The 20,464-nt window shown below is 69.9% G+C and carries 23 protein-coding genes and 1 pseudogene; 13 read left to right on the top strand and 11 right to left on the bottom strand.

Annotated elements, in window-relative coordinates; genetic code table 11:
- Positions 1 to 321: pseudogene (locus tag ON31_RS04835) on the top strand (TIGR03619 family F420-dependent LLM class oxidoreductase); the annotation flags it as partial.
- A 59-nt stretch (positions 322 to 380) separates the two neighbouring features.
- Entirely contained in the window at positions 381 to 770 is a 390-nt protein-coding gene (locus ON31_RS04830) for a nuclear transport factor 2 family protein (protein WP_039809634.1), read from the top strand.
- A gap of 5 nt (positions 771 to 775) precedes the next feature.
- Here the strand turns inward: ON31_RS04830 and ON31_RS37735 are convergent, their stop codons facing one another.
- From ON31_RS37735 to ON31_RS04815, 3 genes are all read right to left on the bottom strand, one after another.
- Positions 776 to 2,866 (bottom strand): DUF4153 domain-containing protein, encoded by a 2,091-nt coding sequence (locus ON31_RS37735; protein ID WP_255221985.1) that lies wholly within the window; start codon positions 2,864 to 2,866, stop codon positions 776 to 778.
- A 72-nt stretch (positions 2,867 to 2,938) separates the two neighbouring features.
- The gene (locus ON31_RS04820) at positions 2,939 to 4,006 is read right to left on the bottom strand and encodes a HAMP domain-containing sensor histidine kinase (protein ID WP_081592227.1); all 1,068 of its coding nucleotides are present in this window, start codon (positions 4,004 to 4,006) and stop codon (positions 2,939 to 2,941) included.
- Positions 4,003 to 4,689, bottom strand: coding sequence for a response regulator (locus ON31_RS04815; protein WP_085996339.1), 687 nt, complete (start codon positions 4,687 to 4,689; stop codon positions 4,003 to 4,005). Before ON31_RS04815 ends, ON31_RS04820 begins: the two co-directional genes overlap by 4 nt.
- A gap of 118 nt (positions 4,690 to 4,807) precedes the next feature.
- Between ON31_RS04815 and ON31_RS04810 the strand changes: the two genes are divergently transcribed.
- On the top strand, positions 4,808 to 5,641 hold the full coding sequence (locus ON31_RS04810) for an SGNH/GDSL hydrolase family protein (protein ID WP_039809633.1): 834 nt from the start codon (positions 4,808 to 4,810) through the stop codon (positions 5,639 to 5,641).
- Here the strand turns inward: ON31_RS04810 and ON31_RS04805 are convergent.
- Complete coding sequence (locus ON31_RS04805; protein WP_039809630.1) at positions 5,638 to 6,321, bottom strand: arsenate reductase ArsC; 684 nt, start codon at positions 6,319 to 6,321, stop codon at positions 5,638 to 5,640. The genes ON31_RS04810 and ON31_RS04805 overlap by 4 nt on opposite strands.
- 35 nt (positions 6,322 to 6,356) lie before the next feature.
- Positions 6,357 to 7,052 (bottom strand): arsenate reductase/protein-tyrosine-phosphatase family protein, encoded by a 696-nt coding sequence (locus tag ON31_RS04800; protein ID WP_039809627.1) that lies wholly within the window; start codon positions 7,050 to 7,052, stop codon positions 6,357 to 6,359.
- 101 nt (positions 7,053 to 7,153) lie between these two features.
- Here ON31_RS04800 and ON31_RS04795 point away from each other — a divergent pair, with 101 nt between their 5' ends.
- From ON31_RS04795 to ON31_RS04780, 4 genes are all read left to right on the top strand, one after another.
- On the top strand, positions 7,154 to 7,696 hold the full coding sequence (locus ON31_RS04795) for a hypothetical protein (RefSeq protein ID WP_039809625.1): 543 nt from the start codon (positions 7,154 to 7,156) through the stop codon (positions 7,694 to 7,696).
- A gap of 163 nt (positions 7,697 to 7,859) precedes the next feature.
- On the top strand, positions 7,860 to 8,447 hold the full coding sequence (locus tag ON31_RS04790) for a copper chaperone PCu(A)C (protein ID WP_081592226.1): 588 nt from the start codon (positions 7,860 to 7,862) through the stop codon (positions 8,445 to 8,447).
- Positions 8,440 to 9,645 (top strand): Dyp-type peroxidase, encoded by a 1,206-nt coding sequence (locus ON31_RS04785; protein ID WP_039809661.1) that lies wholly within the window; start codon positions 8,440 to 8,442, stop codon positions 9,643 to 9,645. Before ON31_RS04790 ends, ON31_RS04785 begins: the two co-directional genes overlap by 8 nt.
- 100 nt (positions 9,646 to 9,745) lie before the next feature.
- Entirely contained in the window at positions 9,746 to 10,081 is a 336-nt protein-coding gene (locus ON31_RS04780; RefSeq protein ID WP_039809622.1) for a YnfA family protein, read from the top strand.
- A 44-nt stretch (positions 10,082 to 10,125) separates the two neighbouring features.
- Here ON31_RS04780 and ON31_RS04775 read toward each other — a convergent pair whose 3' ends face one another.
- Entirely contained in the window at positions 10,126 to 10,746 is a 621-nt protein-coding gene (locus ON31_RS04775; protein ID WP_039809620.1) for a TetR/AcrR family transcriptional regulator, read from the bottom strand.
- 128 nt (positions 10,747 to 10,874) lie between these two features.
- Here ON31_RS04775 and ON31_RS04770 point away from each other — a divergent pair, with 128 nt between their 5' ends.
- Together ON31_RS04770 and ON31_RS04765 are read left to right on the top strand one after the other, a co-directional pair.
- Entirely contained in the window at positions 10,875 to 11,558 is a 684-nt protein-coding gene (locus ON31_RS04770; protein ID WP_039809618.1) for an SGNH/GDSL hydrolase family protein, read from the top strand.
- A 282-nt stretch (positions 11,559 to 11,840) separates the two neighbouring features.
- Entirely contained in the window at positions 11,841 to 12,734 is an 894-nt protein-coding gene (locus ON31_RS04765) for an oxygenase MpaB family protein (RefSeq protein WP_051036864.1), read from the top strand.
- Between the two features lie 66 nt (positions 12,735 to 12,800).
- On the opposite strand, the gene ON31_RS04760 is transcribed toward ON31_RS04765, so the two are convergent.
- Positions 12,801 to 13,151 carry a hypothetical protein gene (locus tag ON31_RS04760; RefSeq protein ID WP_039809655.1) on the bottom strand — a complete coding sequence of 117 codons (351 nt, stop codon included), beginning with the start codon at positions 13,149 to 13,151 and terminating at the stop codon, positions 12,801 to 12,803.
- Positions 13,152 to 13,368: 217 nt separating this feature from the next.
- Between ON31_RS04760 and ON31_RS04755 the strand changes: the two genes are divergently transcribed.
- Positions 13,369 to 14,361 (top strand): glycosyltransferase family 9 protein, encoded by a 993-nt coding sequence (locus ON31_RS04755; RefSeq protein ID WP_063821433.1) that lies wholly within the window; start codon positions 13,369 to 13,371, stop codon positions 14,359 to 14,361.
- Between the two features lie 15 nt (positions 14,362 to 14,376).
- Here the strand turns inward: ON31_RS04755 and ON31_RS04750 are convergent, their stop codons facing one another.
- The gene (locus ON31_RS04750; protein ID WP_039809616.1) at positions 14,377 to 14,709 is read right to left on the bottom strand and encodes an ArsR/SmtB family transcription factor; all 333 of its coding nucleotides are present in this window, start codon (positions 14,707 to 14,709) and stop codon (positions 14,377 to 14,379) included.
- Positions 14,710 to 14,892: 183 nt separating this feature from the next.
- Here ON31_RS04750 and ON31_RS04745 point away from each other — a divergent pair, with 183 nt between their 5' ends.
- Positions 14,893 to 15,573, top strand: coding sequence for a M23 family metallopeptidase (locus ON31_RS04745; protein ID WP_051036862.1), 681 nt, complete (start codon positions 14,893 to 14,895; stop codon positions 15,571 to 15,573).
- 180 nt (positions 15,574 to 15,753) lie between these two features.
- Positions 15,754 to 16,836, top strand: coding sequence for a hypothetical protein (locus ON31_RS04740; protein WP_039809612.1), 1,083 nt, complete (start codon positions 15,754 to 15,756; stop codon positions 16,834 to 16,836).
- Here the strand turns inward: ON31_RS04740 and ON31_RS04735 are convergent.
- Positions 16,787 to 17,113, bottom strand: coding sequence for a hypothetical protein (locus tag ON31_RS04735; protein WP_029927897.1), 327 nt, complete (start codon positions 17,111 to 17,113; stop codon positions 16,787 to 16,789). The two genes, ON31_RS04740 and ON31_RS04735, sit on opposite strands and share 50 nt — an antisense overlap.
- 189 nt (positions 17,114 to 17,302) lie before the next feature.
- On the opposite strand from ON31_RS04735, the gene ON31_RS04730 reads away from it, so the two are divergent.
- Positions 17,303 to 17,638: an RNA polymerase-binding protein RbpA gene (locus ON31_RS04730; protein ID WP_029927898.1), complete on the top strand. Its 336-nt coding sequence runs from the start codon at positions 17,303 to 17,305 to the stop codon at positions 17,636 to 17,638.
- Positions 17,639 to 17,665: 27 nt separating this feature from the next.
- On the opposite strand, the gene ctaD is transcribed toward ON31_RS04730, so the two are convergent.
- Complete coding sequence (ctaD, locus tag ON31_RS04725) at positions 17,666 to 19,402, bottom strand: aa3-type cytochrome oxidase subunit I (RefSeq protein ID WP_039809607.1); 1,737 nt, start codon at positions 19,400 to 19,402, stop codon at positions 17,666 to 17,668.
- Positions 19,403 to 19,538: 136 nt separating this feature from the next.
- Complete coding sequence (locus ON31_RS04720; protein ID WP_081592224.1) at positions 19,539 to 20,426, bottom strand: ABC transporter permease; 888 nt, start codon at positions 20,424 to 20,426, stop codon at positions 19,539 to 19,541.
- Between the last annotated feature and the right edge of the window lie 38 nt (positions 20,427 to 20,464).

Here is a 20,464-nt window from a genome sequence, read left to right as displayed (position 1 = left end):
CGGATCGGGCGGCGGGCCGACGGCTGGCTGCCGGTACTGCCGGTGCCGGGTCCGCCCGGGTGGGGCGCGCGACTGACCGAGCTGCGCGGCGTAATCGAACGGGCCGCCGCGACCGCCGGGCGGGACCCGGCGACCATCGGCACGACCGTGCGGGTCAATGTGGCGGCCGGAACCGATCCGGAGCTCATTGTCACGGCCGTCGAGAAGGTCGCGGCCGACACCGGATTCGACGACTTCTTCGTCGACCTCATGTACGTCACGCGCTCGGTCGACCGGATGCGCGATACCGCGCTCGCGCTGTTGGAGCGCCTGCGCGGGTAGCCGCGGCGGGTTCCCATTCGTCCAAGCCACCGGGGCGCGTGCGGCGCGATGCTTGCCGGATGGACGCGCAGCGAGAATTCCAGTCGATCATGGACGAATGGGCGAGCGCCATCGTCGACAACGACGCCGACAGGATCGGCTGGTTCGCCACCCCGGATTGGTTGCTGTTGGGTCCCGAGGGCGGGATCGGGCACCGTGACCGGTTCCTCGCGCTTGTCGCGGCGGGCGAACTGGTGCACACCGCGATGGAGCTCGAGGTGCTGGAGGTGCGGAGGTTCGGCGATGCGGCGGTGGTCATCACGCACGGCACCAATGCGGGCACCTGGCTGGGGCACCCGTTCGGGGCCGATGAATGGGCCACGAACGTCTTCGTGCGGCGCGACGGCCGCTGGCTGGGCTCGGTCACCGCGCTCACCCCGAACTTCGCCGCATCGCCGCGCCGCACCTGAGCGGACTACCGGGCGTTGGCGCGGGACAGGTTCCAGTCCCGCCAGGTGTCGTCGTCGAGCCGCAGGACGATCGGCCCGACCACCTCGCGGCGCAGCGCGTCCGGCAGCCGGTCCGCGGCGGGCAGCACGTCGGCGGACAGGTCGTTCAGATAGTCGGTGTCCAGACTCTTTCCGGCTTCCCAGCGGTCGATATTGCGGTCGGCGATGAGCCGTTCCGGATTCATGATCGCCAACGCCAGCAGGGTGGCGGCGGCCGCGCCGACCGCCGCGCGCGGCAGCCACCCCTGCCGCAGCCGCACCAGACTGGCCAGCACCAGCAGGTAGACCGCGGCGATCCACAGTTCGAACACCTCCACCAGCAGTCGCAGCACGGTGAATCCGTACGCCTGCTGATAGGTCCACATGCGCGACAGCGCCGACGCCACGATCACCAGGGTCAGCACGCTCACCGCCGCCAGCGCGACCCGCAGCCAGGCGCGGTCGGCGACCGTGTCGCGGGCGGCCCATCGCTGGACGACCGTGATGACGGCGAGGGTGAGGACGCTGACCGCCGACAGCTGCCAGAATCCGCTGCGCGCGTACTCCGCGTAGGTGAGGTCGGCGGTGCGCTGCACGTAGTCGTCGCCGCCGAACAGCACCGCCAGCTGGGTGCCCACGAACACCGCGAACAGCATCGTCAGCGCGCCCACCGGCAGCGCCCACTCCAGCCGTGTCAGCCGCCGCGACACCCGCTGCCGCACCACCGTGCCCGCGGCCGGCGGCGGGGCCGCCAGCAGGTACAGCGCACCGGCCGTACCCAGCGCCGCGAGCAGGAACAGCAGCACCCACCGCCACAGCTCGGCCGCGTCCATACTGGGCAGCACACCGTCCACCAGGGTCGCGAAGACCGCGTCCGCGCCCGCCAGCAGCGGTACGAACACCACCAGCAGTGCGACGGTCACCAACGCCGACCACCACACCCGCTGCTGCGAGGACATCCGCGCCCGCCGCACCCGCGTCACCCCGTGATACAGCCACGGCACCGCGAACAGCAGCGCCGTCAGCGGCACGGCCGCCATCTCGAACACCACACCGTGCGCGGAGCGTCGCACCACGGCCAGCGAGGCGACCACACCGGCGGTGAGGACACACAGGATGAACAGCCATTCCGAGGCGCGGAACGCCCCGACCGCCAGCAGTGCCAGCGCGAGCGCCGACCACCACACCCGCGCCCCGAACCAGAACGGTGATGCGCTCGCCCCAACCTCGGGCTGCTCACCGCCCGATATGGGAGTTGTTGTGCGAGTGCGGGTTTCAGACATACTCGATGAAGTCGCCGCCCCATCGGTGGTGCGAGTGGATGCACCGCCCGCGAATGCAGCGGCGGATGGGTGCTCGGAATCGACAACCCGCACGGCGGACCCCGACGTTTCGGCTGGTTTCGGCTGGGCCGTGCTTGTCGAGGCGGCGGGATTCCCAGTAGGCACAGTGCGCTGCGGAGCGGAACTCTCGGCAGGCGCGACGGCGGCCAGGGTTACCGCCTCTTCGGTCGTCTTATTCTCGGGCATCTCCGGGCGACCGGAGTTCACCGTGACGGCGAGCGCACCATCGCCGCTCGTCCGCGCGGACCGGTTCGTCGAACGCCGCGCCGCGTAGTCCACCGTGACGATGGTGGCCGCGACGATCAGTCCGGTGAGCAGCCAGCCGATGCCCGGACGGTCCACCGGGACGAACAGCGCCGCCGCCACACCGCTCAGGGCCGTGGCGGACAGAACGCCCCGCGGGAACGCCACCCGGGCAGCGGTCGGGGGTTGCTTCGCGGCGGAGTCGACCGCGGTCCCGGTGACGCCCGTACCGCTGTTCGATGCGGGAGTGCCCACCGCGGGGCGATGTCCGGTCGCCGCAACGGTGGCGGGCGGTGAGTCGGCGCGAGCTGCGTCCGCCGATGCGGCGTGCCGCTCGACCGCCGCCGCACCGACGATCCGGTCTCCGGCGGATTCGGTCGTGGCGACGACGGTCGGCGCGGCAGCAGCGGTCTCGCGACCGTTTCCGGATGCGGTCGAGTCATTCTGTTCGACCGGCACTGTCGAGCTGTCGTCGGCTGGATTCTCCGGCATGGATATTCCCTCCCAGGGTGTGCGGGACCGCCCCGGACGCGATATTGCGGCGGGTTCGCGGTCGGGTGTGGGTCAGTCGGTTGTGGTGAGACGGGGGTCGGGCAGGGTGATGCGGATGCGGGAGCCCGGGTCGGCGACGGTGATGGTGCCGCCGTGCAGGTCCACGATCCAGCGGGCGATGGCGAGACCGAGGCCGGTGCCCCCGCCGTCGGTGGCGCCGCCGCGGGTGAAGCGTTCGAAGATGCGGGAGCGCTGCGCCGGGGGGATGCCGGGGCCGTCGTCGCGGACCTCGATGGTGAGCTGGTCACGTCCCGCCCGCGCGCTGACCCGCACTTCACCGCCGACCGGACCGTGCCGGATGGCGTTGTCGCACAGGTTGATCAGCACCTGGTGCAGGCGGGCCGGATCGGCGAGGACGGTGAGGTCGGGGTCCACGTCGACGGTGAAACGGGTGTCGCGGTCGACAGCGGTGGCGACCACCTCGGCCTCGGCGACGACCTCTTTCACCAGCGGAGCGAGCGGAACCCGTTCGATCTCCAGCCGCACCGCGCCCGCCTCCACGCTGGACAGCGCGAGCAGCTCCGAGACCAGCAGGCTCAACCGCTCGGTCTGGGCGAGGGCGGTGCGCAGGGTCGCCGGATCGGGTTCGGAGACGCCGTCCACCAGGTTCTCCAGCACCGCGCCCAGGGCCGTGATCGGGGTGCGCAGCTCATGCGACACATTGGCGATGAAGTCGCGGCGCTGCTGGTCGGCGGTGGCGAGATCGGCGGCCATCTGGTTGAACGCCTCCGCCAGCTGCCCCACCTCGTCCCGGGAGGTGGCGCGCACCCGCCGCGAATAGTCGCCCTGGGCCATGCGTTTGGCGGCGGCGGTCATCTCCCGCAGTGGGCGCGTCATCCCGTGCGCCAACACCTGCGACAGGGCCAGCGCGATCAGGGTCGCGGCGATGGTGGTGCGCGGCGGCAGCCAGCCGATGCGCACCGCGAAGAACCCGAACGCCACCGCCCCCGAACCGACCATCAGAATCGCGAGCTTCAGCTTGATCGACCGCACCCGGTCCAGCGGGCGCGGCAGCCGCTCCCCCAGCCGGTCGGTGAACTCCCGCAGCCGCGCCGCGCAGCTCGCGCCGATGCGACTCATCGCGCCTCCAACGCGTATCCGACACCGTGCACGGTGCGAATGAGATCCGCGCCGAGTTTGCGGCGCAGGGCCTTGATATGGCTGTCGACCGCGCGGGTACCGGAAGCGTCGGCCCACCCCCACACCTCGCTGAGCAGGCGTTCGCGGGCCAGGACGGTGCGCGGGCGGCGGGCGAGGTGCACCAGTAGTTCGAATTCCAGTGGGGTGAGCTGGGTTTCGGCGTCCGCGCGCCACACCCGCCGCTGGTCGACATCGATGCGCAGATCGCCGACCAGGATGGTGGCGCCGCGCTCGGCGGTGCGGTCCACGCGGCGCAGCAGGGCGTGCACGCGCGCGGTCAGCACCCGCATGGAGAACGGCTTGGTCAGGTAGTCGTCCGCGCCGACGCCGAGGCCGACGAGCATATCGGTCTCGTCGGCGCGGGCGGTGAGCATGAGCACCGGCACCGGCCGCCGCGCCTGCACCCGCCGGCACACCTCCAGCCCGTCGAAGCCGGGGAGCATGACATCGAGCACGATCAGATCCGGGTCCAGGCGTTCGGCGCTGCTCACCGCGGCCGGCCCGTCGTGGGCCAGGTCCACGGTGAACCCTTCGGCGCGCAACCGCACCGCGATGGATTCCGCGATCGTCGGCTCGTCCTCCACCACGAGGATGCGCCGCCCGCCCCGCTGCTGCTGTTCCATGCAGGTGACCCTATGCAGTCGCCGTGGAGATGGTTCGCACCGCATGTGAAGATCTTGTGGAGACGATGTCGCCCTCGCCTGCGTATTCTGTTCGCGCACCCGCTTCGAAGGAGCGACGATGGACCGGACACTCCACGCGCCAACCCCCTTCACCCGCTTCGTCGCCCTGGGAGACAGCCAGACCGAGGGGATCGGCGACCCCGACGGTATGGGCGGATTCCGCGGCTGGGCCGACCGGTTCGCGACCCTGCTCGCCGCGAGCACACCGGACGTGCACTACGCCAATCTGGCCGTGCGCGGTCGGCTGGCGGCCCGCATCCGCGCCGAACAACTCGCCCCCGCGCTGGCTCTGCGCCCCGATCTGGCCACCGTCATGGCCGGGATGAACGACCTGGTGCGACCGTCCTTCGCCATGGACGCGACCCTCGCCGACATCGAGGCCATGATCACCGCGCTGCGGGCGGTGGGCGCGCACGTGGTCACCTTCACCTACCCTGATATCGGCGCGATCACCCCGATCGCGCGCCCGCTGTCGGGCCGCATCCGCGCCATGAACGCCGCCGTGCGCACCCTGGCCGCCCGCCACGCCGTCACCCTGGTGGACTTCGAACCGGTGGCCGCAACCACCCATCGGCGAGTGTGGGCCGAGGACCGCCTGCATCTGAGCCCGCTCGGCCACGACCTGGTCGCCCGCGCCCTCGCCGACACCCTGCGCCTGCCCGGCGCGGACAGCACCTGGCGAGACCCGCTACCCCCGGAGCAGCGCGGTATCGACGCCCTGCTCGCCGCCGAATTCCGTTGGACCGCCTACCATTTCGCGCCCTGGGTGGCGCGTCGACTACGCGGCCGCTCCTCCGGCGACGTCGTCACCGCCAAACGCCCCACCCTCACCCCGGTCCACCCGCATCCGCCCGCGGCGCAGCGTGCGGAGACACTCGACGCGCAACACTAGGTGCGTCGGTCCGCGACGGTGACACCGAGTTCGCCGAGCAGCCGCCGCACCCGCTGCTCGATCTCGTCGCGGATCGGTCGAACCGCGGCGACATCGGCACCGGCCGGATCGTCGAGCACCCATTCCTCGTAGCGGCGACCGGGATAGACCGGGCAGGCGTCACCGCAACCCATGGTGACGATGACATCGGCCGCACGCACGATCTCCTCGGTCCACGGTTTGGGGAACTCACCGGAGATGTCGATGCCGACCTCGGCCATGGCCGCGACGGCCGCCGGGTTGATCTCGCGGCCGGGTTCGGAACCACCGGACCAGGCGACGGCATCGTCCCCGGCCAGCTCGGTGAACCAGCCCAGCGCCATCTGGGAGCGGCCCGCATTGTGCGTGCACAGGAACAGCACGGTGGGTTTGCCGTCGGCGATCCTGCCCTCCACGCGAGCGAGCGCCCGCAGCCGCTGTCGCGCGAACCGTTCCGCCAGCAGAGGTAGGAAGTTGACCACGGTCGCATGCCCGGCGAACTGGTCGTAGGAGGAGTGCAGGAACCGTTCGATGGTCTCCACACCGAACATGGTGGCGAAATCGTCGTGCAGCCGGGTCGCGGCGGTTTTCAGCGCCAACTGCTGGTCGATGGACAGATCCGCGCGCCGGTGTGCTGCTGCGGCGAGAGGGGATTCGGTCATGGCGGGCTCCGATGGTGAAGGGGATGGGTTGGACGTCAGGGGTGCGGATCGGCCGCGGCGGGTGTGACGGTGTCGGCGATGCGCTCGATGCGGTCGGCGATGAGGTCGAGCGCGTGATCGAAGGCCGCGTCCGTGCCCGCCCGCACCGGGTCCGGGATCGACCAGTGCAGGCGTTCGATCTCGGTGGGCAGCTCCTCGTGCGCGTTGTCGCAGACGGCGATGACGAGGTCGCCGGTGCGAAGGAGTCCGTCGATGCCGCGCGGCCGCTGCGGTCGCAGCGGCAACCGATGCCGCCTGGCCGCGACCACCGCGCCCGGATGCACCCGTTCGGCGGGGTGGGTCCCCGCTGAGACCACCGGCACGGTGCTGCGACGCGCCCAAGCGGCCGCCGCCAACTGTGACCGCGCCGTATTGCGGCTGCACACGAACACCACCCGCGCCGCCGCATACCCGCCACGCGGCAGCAGCTTCCCCTCGAACCCGGGCACCAGCCGCAGATAACTGCGCCGCCGATCCCCCTCGGACCGGCCGCGTTCGAGCAGTTCCGCGCGTTCGAGCACCTTCAGGTGGTGTGCCATCAGGTTTGTCGGGATCGACAGCAGCGCGCACAGCTCCGAGGACGACATATCTCCGGCGGTCAGGGCGTCCACGATGCGCAGCCGGGTGGCGTCGGCCAGTGCGGCGTGCACATCGGCACGCCGTTCCACCGACCACAATCGCTCAGCATTCATTGACTCAATGATTGTTGAGTAAAATGACGGTGTCAAGCCGGAAGACCGGCCGAGTCGGCCTGCGGTGAAGTCGACAGTGGCGAGGTCGGTAGCATGTTCGGGTGCTGTCACCGACCGATCACGCCGCGCGCCTGCGAGGGGCCGCCGTCGGTGCGGCGTCGGGGGCGGTGGCCGTGGCGGCCCACGGGCTCGGGGGTGGGAGCACCGACGTCGGAGGGTCGGCGTTGGCGCTGTTGATCGTGGCGTGCGGGTTGATCGGCGTGGTGGTGGCCTCGGTGCGGCCGCGGGCCGGGGTGCTGTCGACCATGGGCATGCTGGCGGTCGGGCAGAGCGTCGGGCACGAAGCGCTGTCGCTGGCTCCGCAGCAGCATCAGCACGGGCTGAGCGCGGGCATGGTGGCGGCGCATCTGGTGGCGATTCCGGTCGGCGCGTTCGCGATTCGGGCGGCCGAGGTGGGGTTGCGGCGCGCCGTGACGAGCGTGCGCCGGTTCATCGTCGCGCTCGGGCCGATGCCGGTGACACCCGGACGGGTACTGCCCGTCGCCTTCGATCAGCGGCCGGTACCGGCGCGACTGCTGGTGAGTTCCGGAGTCGGACGCCGGGGGCCGCCGCGTCGGGTACGCCTCCCTCTCGCTCCCGCGTGACCACGCGGTCCCCACTCCGGATTCGGATGTCCCGCGCCGATGGCTGAGCGGCGTCGACTGCGATCACGCATCGGCGGCCCGCCCCCGCGGCGCGCTACCTCGTCGGACCGTGGCGGTTCTCGCCGGAGCGAATCACTCTTCCTTCGACGATCGGAGTTCCGTCATGTCCGTACTCTCTCCTGCCCGCAGCCGGGCGACATTCCCCCCTGCCCGCAGCCGGGCGACCGGTAGGGTCCGCCGCCTGGGTGCGGTGGCCGCCGTCTCCGCGCTGGCCCTGCTGCCCCTGGGCTGTTCCTCGTCCTCCCCCGACGCCCCGGCCGCGTCCGCCGACGCGGTGCGGATGAGCGATCAGTGGATCAAGGCCGCCGACAGCGGGATGTCCGCCGCGTTCGGCGTGCTCGAGAATTCGAGCGATCAGGACGTCACGCTGGTGGCGGCGTCCAGTCCGGCCTCGAACACGGTCGAGATCCACGAGGTGGTCGCCGACGCCCAGGGCGACAAGACCATGCGCGAGAAGGAAGGCGGGCTCACCATTCCCGCGCACGGGTCGACCACGCTGAAGCCGGGCGGTGAGCACCTGATGTTCATCGGGCTGAAGGAGCCGCTGCGCACCGGCGCGGAAACGCCGATCACGCTGACCTTCGCCGACGGTTCCAGCACCACCGTCTCCGCGCAGGTGCGGGACTTCGTGGGCGGTAAGGAGAACTACGAGCCGTCGGGTGCGACCACGGCCCCCGCGCACGGTGGCTGAGCGGCCGCTACCGCGCCCCACCCGGCTGTCCCGGCGACGGCTGCTCGGCGGTAGCGCCGCGGCGGCCGGCGCCGCCGGGCTCGGGTGGGGCGCGGCCACACTCACCCATCGCGACCACCACGACGATCCGGCGACCGAGACGGTGCCGTTCTTCGGCGTCCATCAGGCCGGTATCGCCACCGCACCGCAGGATCAGGCGGCGTTCGTGGGATTCGACCTCGCCCCCGGGGTGAACCGCGAGGACATCGTCGGCCTGCTGCGGATCTGGACCGACGACGCGCAACGCCTCACCCAGGGTCGGCCCGCACTGGCCGATACCGAGGCGGAGCTGGCGGCCCGGCCCGCCCGGCTGACCATCACGGTCGGTTTCGGGCCGGGCCTGTTCACCGCCGCCGGGCTGGACCGGCAGCGGCCGGAGTGGTTGAAACCGTTGCCGCCGTTCACCATCGACCGCCTGGAGGACGCCTACACCGGGGCAGACCTGCTGCTGCAGATCTGCGCGGACGAGGCCACCACGGTCTCGCACGCGGTGCGGGTGCTGTGCAAGAACGTCACCTCGCTGGTGCGGGTGCGGTGGGTGCAGCGCGGCTTCCGCAACGCGTCCAAGGGGCAGACCATGCGCAATCTCATGGGCCAGGTGGACGGCACCGTCAATATCGCGCCCGGCGTCGATATGGACCGGCTGGTGTGGGACGACGGTGCGCGCCGGGCATGGCTGGCGGGCGGCACCTCCATGGTGCTGCGCCGCATCGCCATGAATCTCGACACCTGGGACGAACTCGACGATGACGCCCGGGAGCTCACCGTCGGCCGCCGGGTATCGAACGGCGCGCCGCTCACCGGCACCCGCGAATTCGACGAGGCCGATTTCGCGGCCGTGGACGACACCGGCATTCCGGTGATCCCGCCGTCCTCGCATATCGCGCGCGCCCATCACACCCACGACGGCGAACGGTTCCTGCGGCGCGGCTACAACTACGACGAGGCGCCCGCACCCGGAACCGTCTCGAATTCGGGTCTGCTGTTCGCCTGCTTCCAGCGTGATGTCGACGCCCAGTTCCTGCCGGTGCAGCAGCGACTGGCCGAATTCGACGCGCTCAACCAGTGGACGACGCCGATCGGGTCGGCGGTATTCGCCATCCCGCCGGGCGTGCCCGCACCCGGCGGCTATCTGGGCCAGCCGCTGTTCGAGGCGTGAGTCCGGTCGCCGCACGCGCTGCCATCGTGCAGCGGGTGCGGCGACACCGCCCCGACCGTGCACACGGGCGCGGCGGTCTCGGACCGTACAGTGCGTGCCCATGACCGTTGTGCGTTCGATTCTGCTGTTCGGGCTGGCGGCGATCGCCGAGATCGGTGGCGCGTGGCTGATCTGGCAGGGTGTGCGCGAACATCGCGGCTGGGTGTGGATGGGGGCGGGCGTGATCGCGCTCGGCCTGTACGGGTTCGTCGCCACCCTGCAACCGGATGCGAACTTCGGCCGCATCCTGGCCGCCTACGGTGGCGTCTTCGTCGCGGGCTCGCTCGCCTGGGGCATGGTGGCGGACGGGTATCGCCCCGACCGCTGGGATATCGCGGGCGCGCTCATCTGCCTGATCGGCGTGGCCGTGATCATGTACGCCCCGCGCGCGGCCTGAGCGGCGGCGGTCCGAGGCGAGCCGATCGACCACCGCTGTGAGCGTCACCGCTCCGGCGTCGCTCCGAGCAGTTCGTCGACCATCGCGCGCACGGTGGGGACGGCGGTCTCGTCGCCGAGGCGGGCGGCCACATTGGCGGCTCCGACGAGGGCGTCGAGGTGGAAGGCCAGCCGGTGCGGGTCGCGCCCGGTCATATACCCCTGCTCCTGGGCGCGTCGGATCTCGCGCTCCAGCACGGCGAACCAGTCGTCGCGGTCGGCGGCGAGCGCATCGCGGACCGGGCCGGGCCGGGAGTCGAACTCCACGGTTCCGGCCACCCGGAAGCAGCCGCCGGGGAAGACCGGTTCCCGCACGTAGTCCAGCCAGTGGGCGATGAGGGCGCGCAGGCGCGGCCAGCCCTCGGGTTCGGTGTGCGCGGGCCGCACGACGGTGTCGACGAACACCTCCCGCGCGGAGCGCACGGCCGCGAGTTGCAGATTCTCCTTGCTGCCGAACAGGGTCGCGACCCCGCTCTTGCTCAGCCCCAGATCGCTGGCGAGCCGTCCGAGGCTCAGTCCCGTCAAACCCTCCGCGGAGGCGACATCGGCGGCGTGCCGGGCGATGGCCGCCCGTGCGCGCGCGCCCTTGAGCAGTCGCTGATCGGAGATCTCCGTCTGATCGGCCATGGCTCCATCCTTTCATCCCCCCTTGCGGAAATGAACGATCGGTCGTACGTTCACAAATACGAACGATCGTACGTTCTGTTTGCCTCCGGCATCGGAAAGTCGCCCACCACCAGCAAGGAGATCACCCGATGAATCGACACGTGACGACCGAGGCCGACGACCCCATGGTGCTGTCGGCCGAGGCCATCCGCGCTCTGCTCGCACCGCTGCCGTGGCGACGATTCGCCGTGCTCGGCGATTCCACCGCGGCGGGGACCGGCGATCCGTGGCCGGGTTACGAGACCCTGCCGTGGCCGGAGCGGCTCGCGCGGGCGCTGCGCGCGGCCCATCCGGAGGCCGAGTACCTGAATACCGCGGTGATGGGCGCGCGCATCGCGGCGGTCCGCGACGGTCAGTTGCGGCGCGTACTCGACTTCCGTCCGGATCTGGTCCATATCAGCTGCGGTGGCAACGACCTACTCCAGCCCGATGCCGATCTCGCGAGGGTGGAGCACGATCTCGACGAGCTGTGCGCGGCGCTGACGGCCACGGGGGCGCAGCTGTCGCTGTTCACCTTCGCCGACGCCTTCACCGGCCACATGCGCGTGCTGCGACCGCGTTTCGTGGCCTTCGCCGAGATCATCCGTCGTATCGCGGCCCGACACGGGGCCATGGTGACCGAGTTCTGGGACCATCCGGCGCGACGGCGACCCGACTGGCTCAGCGCCGATCGCATCCACCTCTCGATGGCGGGACAGGCGATCGCGGCGACCGAGATCGCCAAAACCCTCGCCCGGCAGCACAGTTCGAACGCGGCCGGAAACCGCCGCTGACCTGGCCCTCCCGATCGAAGAGTCGACCGCAGCAGACTCGATCCGACCGACCGGGCAGCGATGCACACTGTGCAGCAATGCCTTTCGCGCACATCCGCATCGAGTCGGCTCCACGTGAAACCACTCATGACCGGCCCATTCCCACGTCCTGAATCCGGTGGTACAGCAAGGAATTCCAGGGGAATACGACACCCGACAGCGAACGGATACGGCCGCTTGACGCACCCCCGCCGGTGAGAGATAGTGACAGTAATTCTCTCATCCTCAATGTGGAGGTGGCCCATGGACCCGGACGCGCCGCGCTTCGGACCCGGATCGCTGCTGTACGAGACGTACGGCGACCGTCGCGGATATCTGCTCGCGCCCATGGAGGGTCTGCTGCAGCTCATGTATCCGTCGCTCGGACGCGGCGTGGAACAGCATTCGGACTTCTTCAACGAACCGTGGGAGCGGCTGTTCCGGTCGGTGCCGCAGATCCAGGGCATGATCTTCGACGGACCCGAGTCGTTGCGCACCGCCGCCCGGATCCGCGACTTCCACTCCGATATCAAGGGCACCATGCCCGCCGGGGAGCGCTATCACGCGCTGGACCCGCACACCTACTTCTGGGCACACGCCACCTTCATCGACACCGCGTGGCGGGCCCGCGACCTGTTCGCGCGGCGGCCCTACACCCGCGAGGAGAAGGCCGCCGTGTACGCGGAGGGGGTGCGCTGGTGGGGCATGTACGGCATGTCGACACGCATCGTCCCGGCCACCTACGACGACTTCCTCGACTATTGGAACCACACGGTCGAGCACGTACTCGAACCGACGCCGTCGGCCCGCGGGCTCATCGACTACTTCGACAGCGCGGCCGATATGCCGCAGCCGTGGCTACCGACGGCGCTGTGGCGGATTCTCGCGCCCAGCGCGAGCGAGGCGTGGCGGCACGTCCTGGTCGGCACCCTGCCCCCGCACATCCGCGAGTTGTACGGCTACCGCTGGACCCGCGCCAACCAGTTGGCCTTCGACACCTTCCGCCACGCGGTGGCGCGCACCTGGCCGCTGCTGCCCGAGACGCTGCGCATCATGCCGCGAGCGCGGGCGGCCTACCGCCGCGAGGGCCGCACGGGGCTGCGCGTCGCGCTGGATCGCGCGGTCGATCGGCCGCAGCCCCTGCGCGCGGCCGGTTAGCGGACACGATTTCGTCCGGCCCGGGGCCGTCGTGCCCCCGGGCCGGTCGGTGGAGCACGCCGTCGATCAGGTCCAGAGCGCGGCGATGAACACGTTCAGAATGGCCAGCCCACCGGAGGCGTGGGTCATCCACGGCACCGCCTTGCCGCGCTTGGCGTCGGCCCGCCCGATCTCGGCGAAGGCCGCCACGGCGAGCGAGACCACCAGCTTGATGCCGATCTTGGTCATATTGGGATCTTTGCCGAGCGAATCGATCGATTCGGCGAGGCCGACCAGGATCACCCCGGTGACCAGCTGGAGGCGGGCTCCCCACACCATCAGCTCGGAAACGCGCGGCTGCCCGGCCGCGTAGCCGCCGACCACCGCGGCCATGCCCAGCAGATGTGCCACGACCACGAGGTTGTAGACGAAATCCATGGATACACACGGTAGTTGATCGACCGGGTTCAACGACAGTCGGTAGTACACATTCCTTCGCGCGGCACCGGCCTCGGAGGCATCCACCACAACAAGGCCGATGTCGCGTTTCGCGTCGGGTCGCGCCGGGTAGTCCACTCCAAGTGGCTCACATCGGTCCGTGTGCGGCGGGGGTGGGTCGGACCCATGGGCACCAGCGCGGTCGGAGGAGTTGAGGGTGGCGGTTGTACTCGTGCTACGCGCACGCGGACTGGGTGATCTCCTCACCGCGGTCCCGGCGCTGCGCGCGCTGCGCCGGGCCAGGCCCGGCGACCACATCGCACTCGCGGCCCCGCACCGGTTGAAACCGATCGTGGATCTGATCGCCTCCGTGGACGAGATGGTGCCGATCACCGGCCCGACCGGGATGCGCTGGGACGGTCCGCCGCCCGCCCTGGCGGTCAATCTGGACGGTCACGGCCCCGAGGGCCTGGTCGAGCTGGTCCGCACCAAACCCGAACGCATCCTCACCTACCGCAATCCCGCCTTCCCGGATCTGCCGGGACCGGAGTGGGAACCCGATATGCACGATGTGGACCGCTGGTGCCATCTGCTCGAGACCGACGGGATCACCGCCGACCGTCGCAATCTGGGCCTGGTACCACCGGTTGCCACCACCAGTCACCGCGACTGCGTGGTGGTGCACGTCGGCGCGGGCGCGCCCGCCCGCCGCTGGCCGCCGGACCGTTTCGCCGCCGTGGTCCGGCATCTGCTGGTCCAGGGGCGCGAGGTGGTGCTCACCGGTGACGAGTTCGAGCGCGATATCGCCCTCGGGATCGCCACCCGGGCGGGCCTGCCGGTCTCACGGGTGCTCGCCGGGGAGCAGAACCTCATCGAATTGGCCGCCACCGTCGCCGAGGCGTCCCTGGTGGTGTGCGGGGATACCGGCGTCGCACATCTGGCCACCGCCTTCGGCACCCGGACCGTGCTGTTGTTCGGCCCCAACCCGCCCTCGCGCAGCGGCCCGCCGCCGCATCTACTGGGCCGGCACGTGGTGCTGTGGGCCGGACAGCTCGGCGACCCCTACGCCACCAGCCCCGATCCGGGTCTGCTGAAGATCGGTACCACCGAGGTGATCAACGCGGTCGACAAGCAGCTGCACAAGCGGACGTGGCCCGCCCCCGGGATGGAACAGCGGCGCGGCCCGCAGGCGTATCGCCGGGTCGGCTGACCGGACGCGAGCGGCCTAACTCTCCCCGTCCGCCATATCCGCGCTGGCCGTGGACAGTGCCGCCGAGTAGGCGGCGATGGCGCTGGGCCAGAACTGCTCGAGATAGTCGCGAGCGTCGGCGAGCCCGCGCGGGTCCAGGGAATACAGGCGGCGGTTACCCGCCGCGCGCATCATCACCAGGCGGGCCTCGCGCAGCACCTTGAGATGCTGGGACACCGCGGAGCTGCTCACCCCGGAGATCGCCGAGAGTTCGCCGACCGAGCGCGGCCCCTGCGGCAGGGCCTCGAAGATGGTGCGGCGGGTGGGGTCGGCGAGCGCGACCAGCACCCGAACTCCGTTAGCGGGCACTTACATAGTGTGCACCCCGCACGGCGTGTCGGTCAAGATCGCTCATTTCGACATTTCCCAACGTCATTTCAAAATTACCGGCGTGTCGTTATCTGGCTGTGACATATCAACTGGGCTTTTGCGGCGCTGTGACGGTAACGACAAGGTTTCGGTTCCGGGGTTTGCCTCCCGTACGTTCGTGCCATGCCCGTAACCGTTCCGTTATCAAAGGGCCGCGCACTGCGCCGGTACCGGGCCGCTGCAACTCGTGCCGTGGCCGTCACCGCGATTGCCGGGGCCTCGCTGTCCGTACTCGCCGCCGCCGACCAACAGGCCGACGGCACCCCCGCCGGGAAGCTCACCGCCGCGCCGCAGCAGGAGGCGCCCGCGCACGAGATCCGTCCGGTCGCCAATGTCGGCGGCATCGAGATCCCCGATCTCATTCCCGTTCCCCCGCAGATCGACGACCTGCTCAACGGGATGGCCCAGGACCACCGGCCGCGCACCGTGCGACCGGTCGCCGGCCCGCTCAGCTCCGGTTACGGCATGCGCTGGGGTGCCATGCACTCCGGCCTGGACTTCGCGGACGGCTTCGGCGCGCCGATCGCCGCCGTCACCGACGGTACCGTCATCGAGGCCGGTCCGGCCTCGGGCTTCGGCCTGTGGGTGCGCATCCAGCAGGACGACGGCACCATCGGCGTCTACGGCCACATGCAGGACATCCTGGTGTCGGTCGGCCAGCACGTGCGCGCCGGTGACGTGATCGCCACCGTCGGCAGCCGCGGCTACTCGACCGGCCCGCACCTGCACTACGAGGTGCACACCGACGCCGGTCCGATCGACCCGCACCCGTGGCTCGCCGCCCGCGGTGTGAGCGTCGGCTAGCAGCCCGCACCGATCCGCCGCGGATCGACAGCCGATGAGGGGCTGCCGAAACGATCGGGCGGACAGACGAATCGACGACGCCCCCGGTACCGCCGGGGGCGTCGTCATACCCGGGTACCAGAGGCGAACGGCTCCGCAGGGGGACCCGGCGCGCGGCGACCCGAACCTAGCGTCGGCCCCATGCCCAGCACCTCGCCCGCCGCTCCCCCGACACTCGGTACCCGCCGCCCGCACCGGCCGCTGCTGGCGTGCACGGCCGTCATGGCCGTACTCGTGGTCGTCACTCTGTGCGCCATGGTCGTCGACGACCGTCGACTGCTCGGCGAGTCGATCTGGTTGAAGCCCTGCAAATTCGGACTCGCCTTCGTCCTCTACACCGCGACGCTGGCCTGGTTGCTGTCGTTCCCGCACCGCGGCAGTCGCATCACGTGGTGGATGGGTACGGCATTCGCCGTCACCGGCATCGTCGACGTCGGATTCATCGTGGTGCAGGCCGCGCGGGGCACCTTCAGCCACTTCAACAATCAGACCGATGCCGTCAACTCCATCGGACAGACCGTGTTCATGTCCGGGGTGCTCGGCCTCTTCGGTGCGAATCTGGTTATCGCGGTGATGCTTTCGTGGCAACGGGTCACCGACCGACCCACCTCGCGGGCCATTTCGGCCGGACTGGGGATCGCGGTACTGGGCATGGCGATGGCCTATCTGGTGGGCGGCACCGGCCCGCAGCGGGTCACCGACGCCTACGGCCGTCCGGTGGAGCTGGGGGCGGGACATACCGTCATGCCCGGCGATCCCCCGGTGCGCGACGGCGTGGGCGCCGGGGTGCCGGTGCTGCGCTGGAGCACCGAGGGCGGGGATCTGCGCATCCCGCACTTCCTCGGCATGCACGGCATCCAGGTGCTCATCCTGACCGCCGTCCTGCTCGCCCGGTATGCGCCGCGGGTGCCGTGGCTGCGCACCGAGCGCACCCGCGCCCACCTCGTGGGCGTACTGGCGCTGTCCTACACCGGAGGCATGGTGGTGCTGCTGTGGCAGGCGCTGCGCGGACAGCCGGTGACCCGCCCCGACACCGCCACGCTGGCCGCGTTCGCGGTGCTCACGGCCGCGACCGTGGCCGCACTCGCCCTGGTGCGCGCCCGGGCGCGGCGACCGCGGCCGGTGCTGCCCGAGATCGAGGCCGCGCCGACCGTGCCCCTTCCGGTGGGGCGGCTCAGCGCAGCCGTTCGGCGTCCCGGGCCAAGGCCACCAGCTGGGCGGTGAGCGCGGTCAGTTCGGCCTGATCCGCCCCCTCGGCGACGGCAGTGGCCACATCCTCGGCGGCGCAGCGGGCGGCGAACCAGCGGTCGGACAGATCCGACACCTCCTGCGCCGACAGCACCACCGAATCCTCGGGAATTCCGGTGCCCTTCACGCTGTTCCGATGTTCGTAGGCGCGCTGGCGGCAGGACTGTCGACAGTATCGTCGGCGTCGCCCGACCTCGGATTCGCCGATCTCCCGACCACACCACAAACACGACGACCCTTGGCGGCGCGACATGAGTCGAGAGAGTAGCGCTCACCACCGTCCGGATGGGCGAGGGGCACGCCGATAACCCGGCCGATGCCGCAGCGAGTAGAATAGTCGGGTTCTCCCCACGGGAACCGAATCGTCCACCGAAGCGTTGATGCTCCAGTAAGGCGTCGACACCGAGTTAACGTTGCCGACAGGCGAGAAGGGACCGCACCCATGGCAGATCGCGTACTCCGAGGCAGTCGGCTCGGAGCGGTGAGCTACGAGACCGACCGCGACCACGACCTGGCGCCGCGTCGGATGGCGCGGTACCGGACCGACAACGGTGAGGAATTCGACGTCCCGTTCGCGGACGACGCCGAGATCCCGCCGACCTGGCTGTGCCGCAACGGCCAGGAGGGCGTACTCCTCGAGGGCACCACGCAGGAGCCCAAGAAGGTCAAGCCGCCGCGCACCCACTGGGACATGCTGCTCGAGCGCCGCAGCAAGGAGGAGCTCGAGGAGCTGCTCCAGGAGCGGATGGAACTGCTCAAGAATCGTCGGCGCGGCTGACGCGTTCCGATTCGAAGGCCCCCTCGCCTAGGCGTGGGGGCCTTCGTCGTGTTCGCCGTCGCCCGCGCGGAAACGGCTGCCCGCATGCGATTCCACCCGCATGCGCTCGCGCATATGCGGATAGTGCAGCTCGAAAGCCGGTCGCTCGGAACGGATTCGGGGCAGTTCGTGGAAGTTGTGCCGCGGTGGCGGGCAGGTGGTGGCCCACTCGAGGGAATTACCCGATCCCCACGGATCGTCCACGCCCACCACCTGGCCGTACCGGTAGCTCTTGAACACATTCCAGACGAAGGCCACCATCGACACGCCCAGCACGAACGATCCGATGGTCGAGATCGTGTTCAGCGCGGTGAAGCCGTCGTCGGGCAGATAGTCGGCGTAGCGGCGCGGCATGCCCTCGTTACCGAGCCAGTGCTGCACCAGGAAGGTGAGGTGGAAGCCGAGGAACGTGGTCCAGAAGTGGACGCGGCCGACGCGCTCGTCCAACAGCCGCCCGGTGAGCTTGGGGAACCAGAAGTAGATCCCGGCGAAGGTCGCGAAGACGATCGTGCCGAACAGCACGTAGTGGAAGTGCGCGACCACGAAATAGGTGTCGGTGACATGCCAGTCCTGCGGCGGGCTGGCGAGGATCACTCCCGACAGACCGCCCAGCAGGAAGGTGACGATGAAGCCGACCGCGAACAGCATGGGGGTTTCGAAAGTCAGCTGCCCGCGCCACATGGTCGCGATCCAATTGAAGAATTTGACGCCGGTCGGCACCGCGATCAGGAAGGTCATGAGGGAGAAGAACGGCAGCAGCACCGCACCGGTGGCGAACATGTGGTGCGCCCATACCGCCACCGACAGTCCGCCGATGGCGAGGGTGGCGTACACCAGCGCGACATAGCCGAACAGCGGTTTGCGGCTGAACACCGGGATGATCTCGCTGATGATGCCGAAGAACGGCAGCGCGACGATGTACACCTCGGGATGTCCGAAGAACCAGAACAGGTGCTGCCACAGAATCGCGCCGCCGCTCGCGGGATCGTAGATGTGCCCGCCCAGATGCCGGTCGTAGGCCAGCGCCAGCAGCGCGGCGGTGAGGATGGGAAAGGCGAGCAGCACCAGCACGCTGGTGACGACGATGTTCCAGGTGAACAGCGGCATCCGGAACATGGTCATGCCCGGACAGCGCAGGCACACCACCGTGGTCAGCATGTTGACCGCGGCCAGGATGGTGCCCAAGCCCGAGACGACCAGGCCCATGATCCACAGATCCGCGCCCACCCCGGGCGAGTTCGTCATCAGGCTCAGCGGGGTGTAGCCGGTCCAGCCGAACCCGGCCGCGCCACCGGGGGTGATGAATCCGGCTGTGGCCATGGTCGCGCCGAACAGGTACAGCCAGTAGCTGAGCGCGTTCAACCGCGGAAACGCCACATCCGGGGCCCCGATCTGCAACGGCAGCACCGCGTTGGCGAAACCGAATACCACCGGGGTGGCATAGAACAGCAGCATGATGGTGCCGTGCATGGTGAACAGCTGGTTGTACTGCTCGGGTGAGAGGAATTGCAGCCCGGGCCGGGCCAGCTCGCCCCGCATGAGCAGCGCCATCAGGCCGCCGATGAGGAAGAACGCGGTCGCGGTGGTCAGGTACATGATCCCGAGCAGTTTGGGATCGGTGGTGGTGAGCAGTCGCCACAGTCGTGAGCCCTTGGGCGCGAACCGCGCCGGATACGGCCGAGCGGCGACCAGCTCGCGCACCTCGCTCGACGAGTCGGTCGTCACGGGTCCCTCCTCGATCGACGCCGGTCTGCGCCGAGGTACCCATGAATCGCGATGCCAAACGATCACCGGTGTGCGAGCGGTCGCGCACGGCCGCCCGGTGTCTCAGTGGCCTCTGTGTCTCAGTGGCTCGAGTGCCTCAGTGGCTGGCGACCTTGCGGTACTGGAGCAGAGCCAGCGGTACCGCGATGGCGAGGATGCCGAGCGAGCACAGCACCGCGTATTCGATGCAGTGGTCGGCGGGCCAGCCGTCGGCGGGTATGAAGGTCGGGGGCGCGCCGTTGTCGAACAGTTTGCGCCCCGCCGCCGAGACGGCGGTGATGGGGTTCCATTCGGCGATGGTGCGCAGCGGTCCGGGCAGGGTCTCACCGGAGATGAACGCCGAGGAGATGAAGGTGAGCGGGAAGAGCCAGATGAGTCCGGCGCTCTGGGCCACCTCCACGCTGGGCGACAGCAGTCCGGTGAGGGCGCCGACCCAGGACATGGCGAAGGCGAAAAGTAGGATCACCGCGAAAGCCAGTACGGCGTCGGCGATTCCGCCGTTGATGCGCCAGCCCACCGCGTAGCCGCAGCCGACCATGACGCTCAGGGCGAGGATGTTCACCACCAGATCGGACAGGGTGCGGCCCATGAGCACCGCCAGCCGCGACATGGGCAGCGTTCGCATCCGGTCGATGATGCCCTTCTGCAGGTCGTTCGCCAGCCCGACCGTGGTGAAGGCGGCGTTGAACGCCACTGTCTGCGTGAAGATTCCGGCCAGCAGGAATTCACGGTACTGGCTGCCGCCCAGGGACGCGCCGAAGATGTAGGCGAACAGGAACACGAACATCAGCGGTTGGATGGTGGCCGTCACCAGCAGGGTCGGCACCCGCAGAATGGTGAGCAGATTGCGGTAGGCCACGATCGCGCTGTCCCGGAAAACCCGTGGTAGCCAGCCGACGACGGGATGTTCCGGCGCGGTGCGCCCCTCCTTCCCCTGGGCCGCGTCCTCGCTGGGCGCGGGTTCGGTTGCCACATCGACACTCATATCCAGTCCTCCTCGGCCACGACGACTTCGAATCCCCA

The sequence above is a fragment of the Nocardia otitidiscaviarum NBRC 14405 genome (assembly GCF_000308635.1).
GTDB classification, from domain to species: Bacteria; Actinomycetota; Actinomycetes; order Mycobacteriales; family Mycobacteriaceae; genus Nocardia; species Nocardia otitidiscaviarum.
Note: the sequence above shows the minus strand (reverse complement) of the source record. Positions and strands in the feature narration are given on the sequence as shown.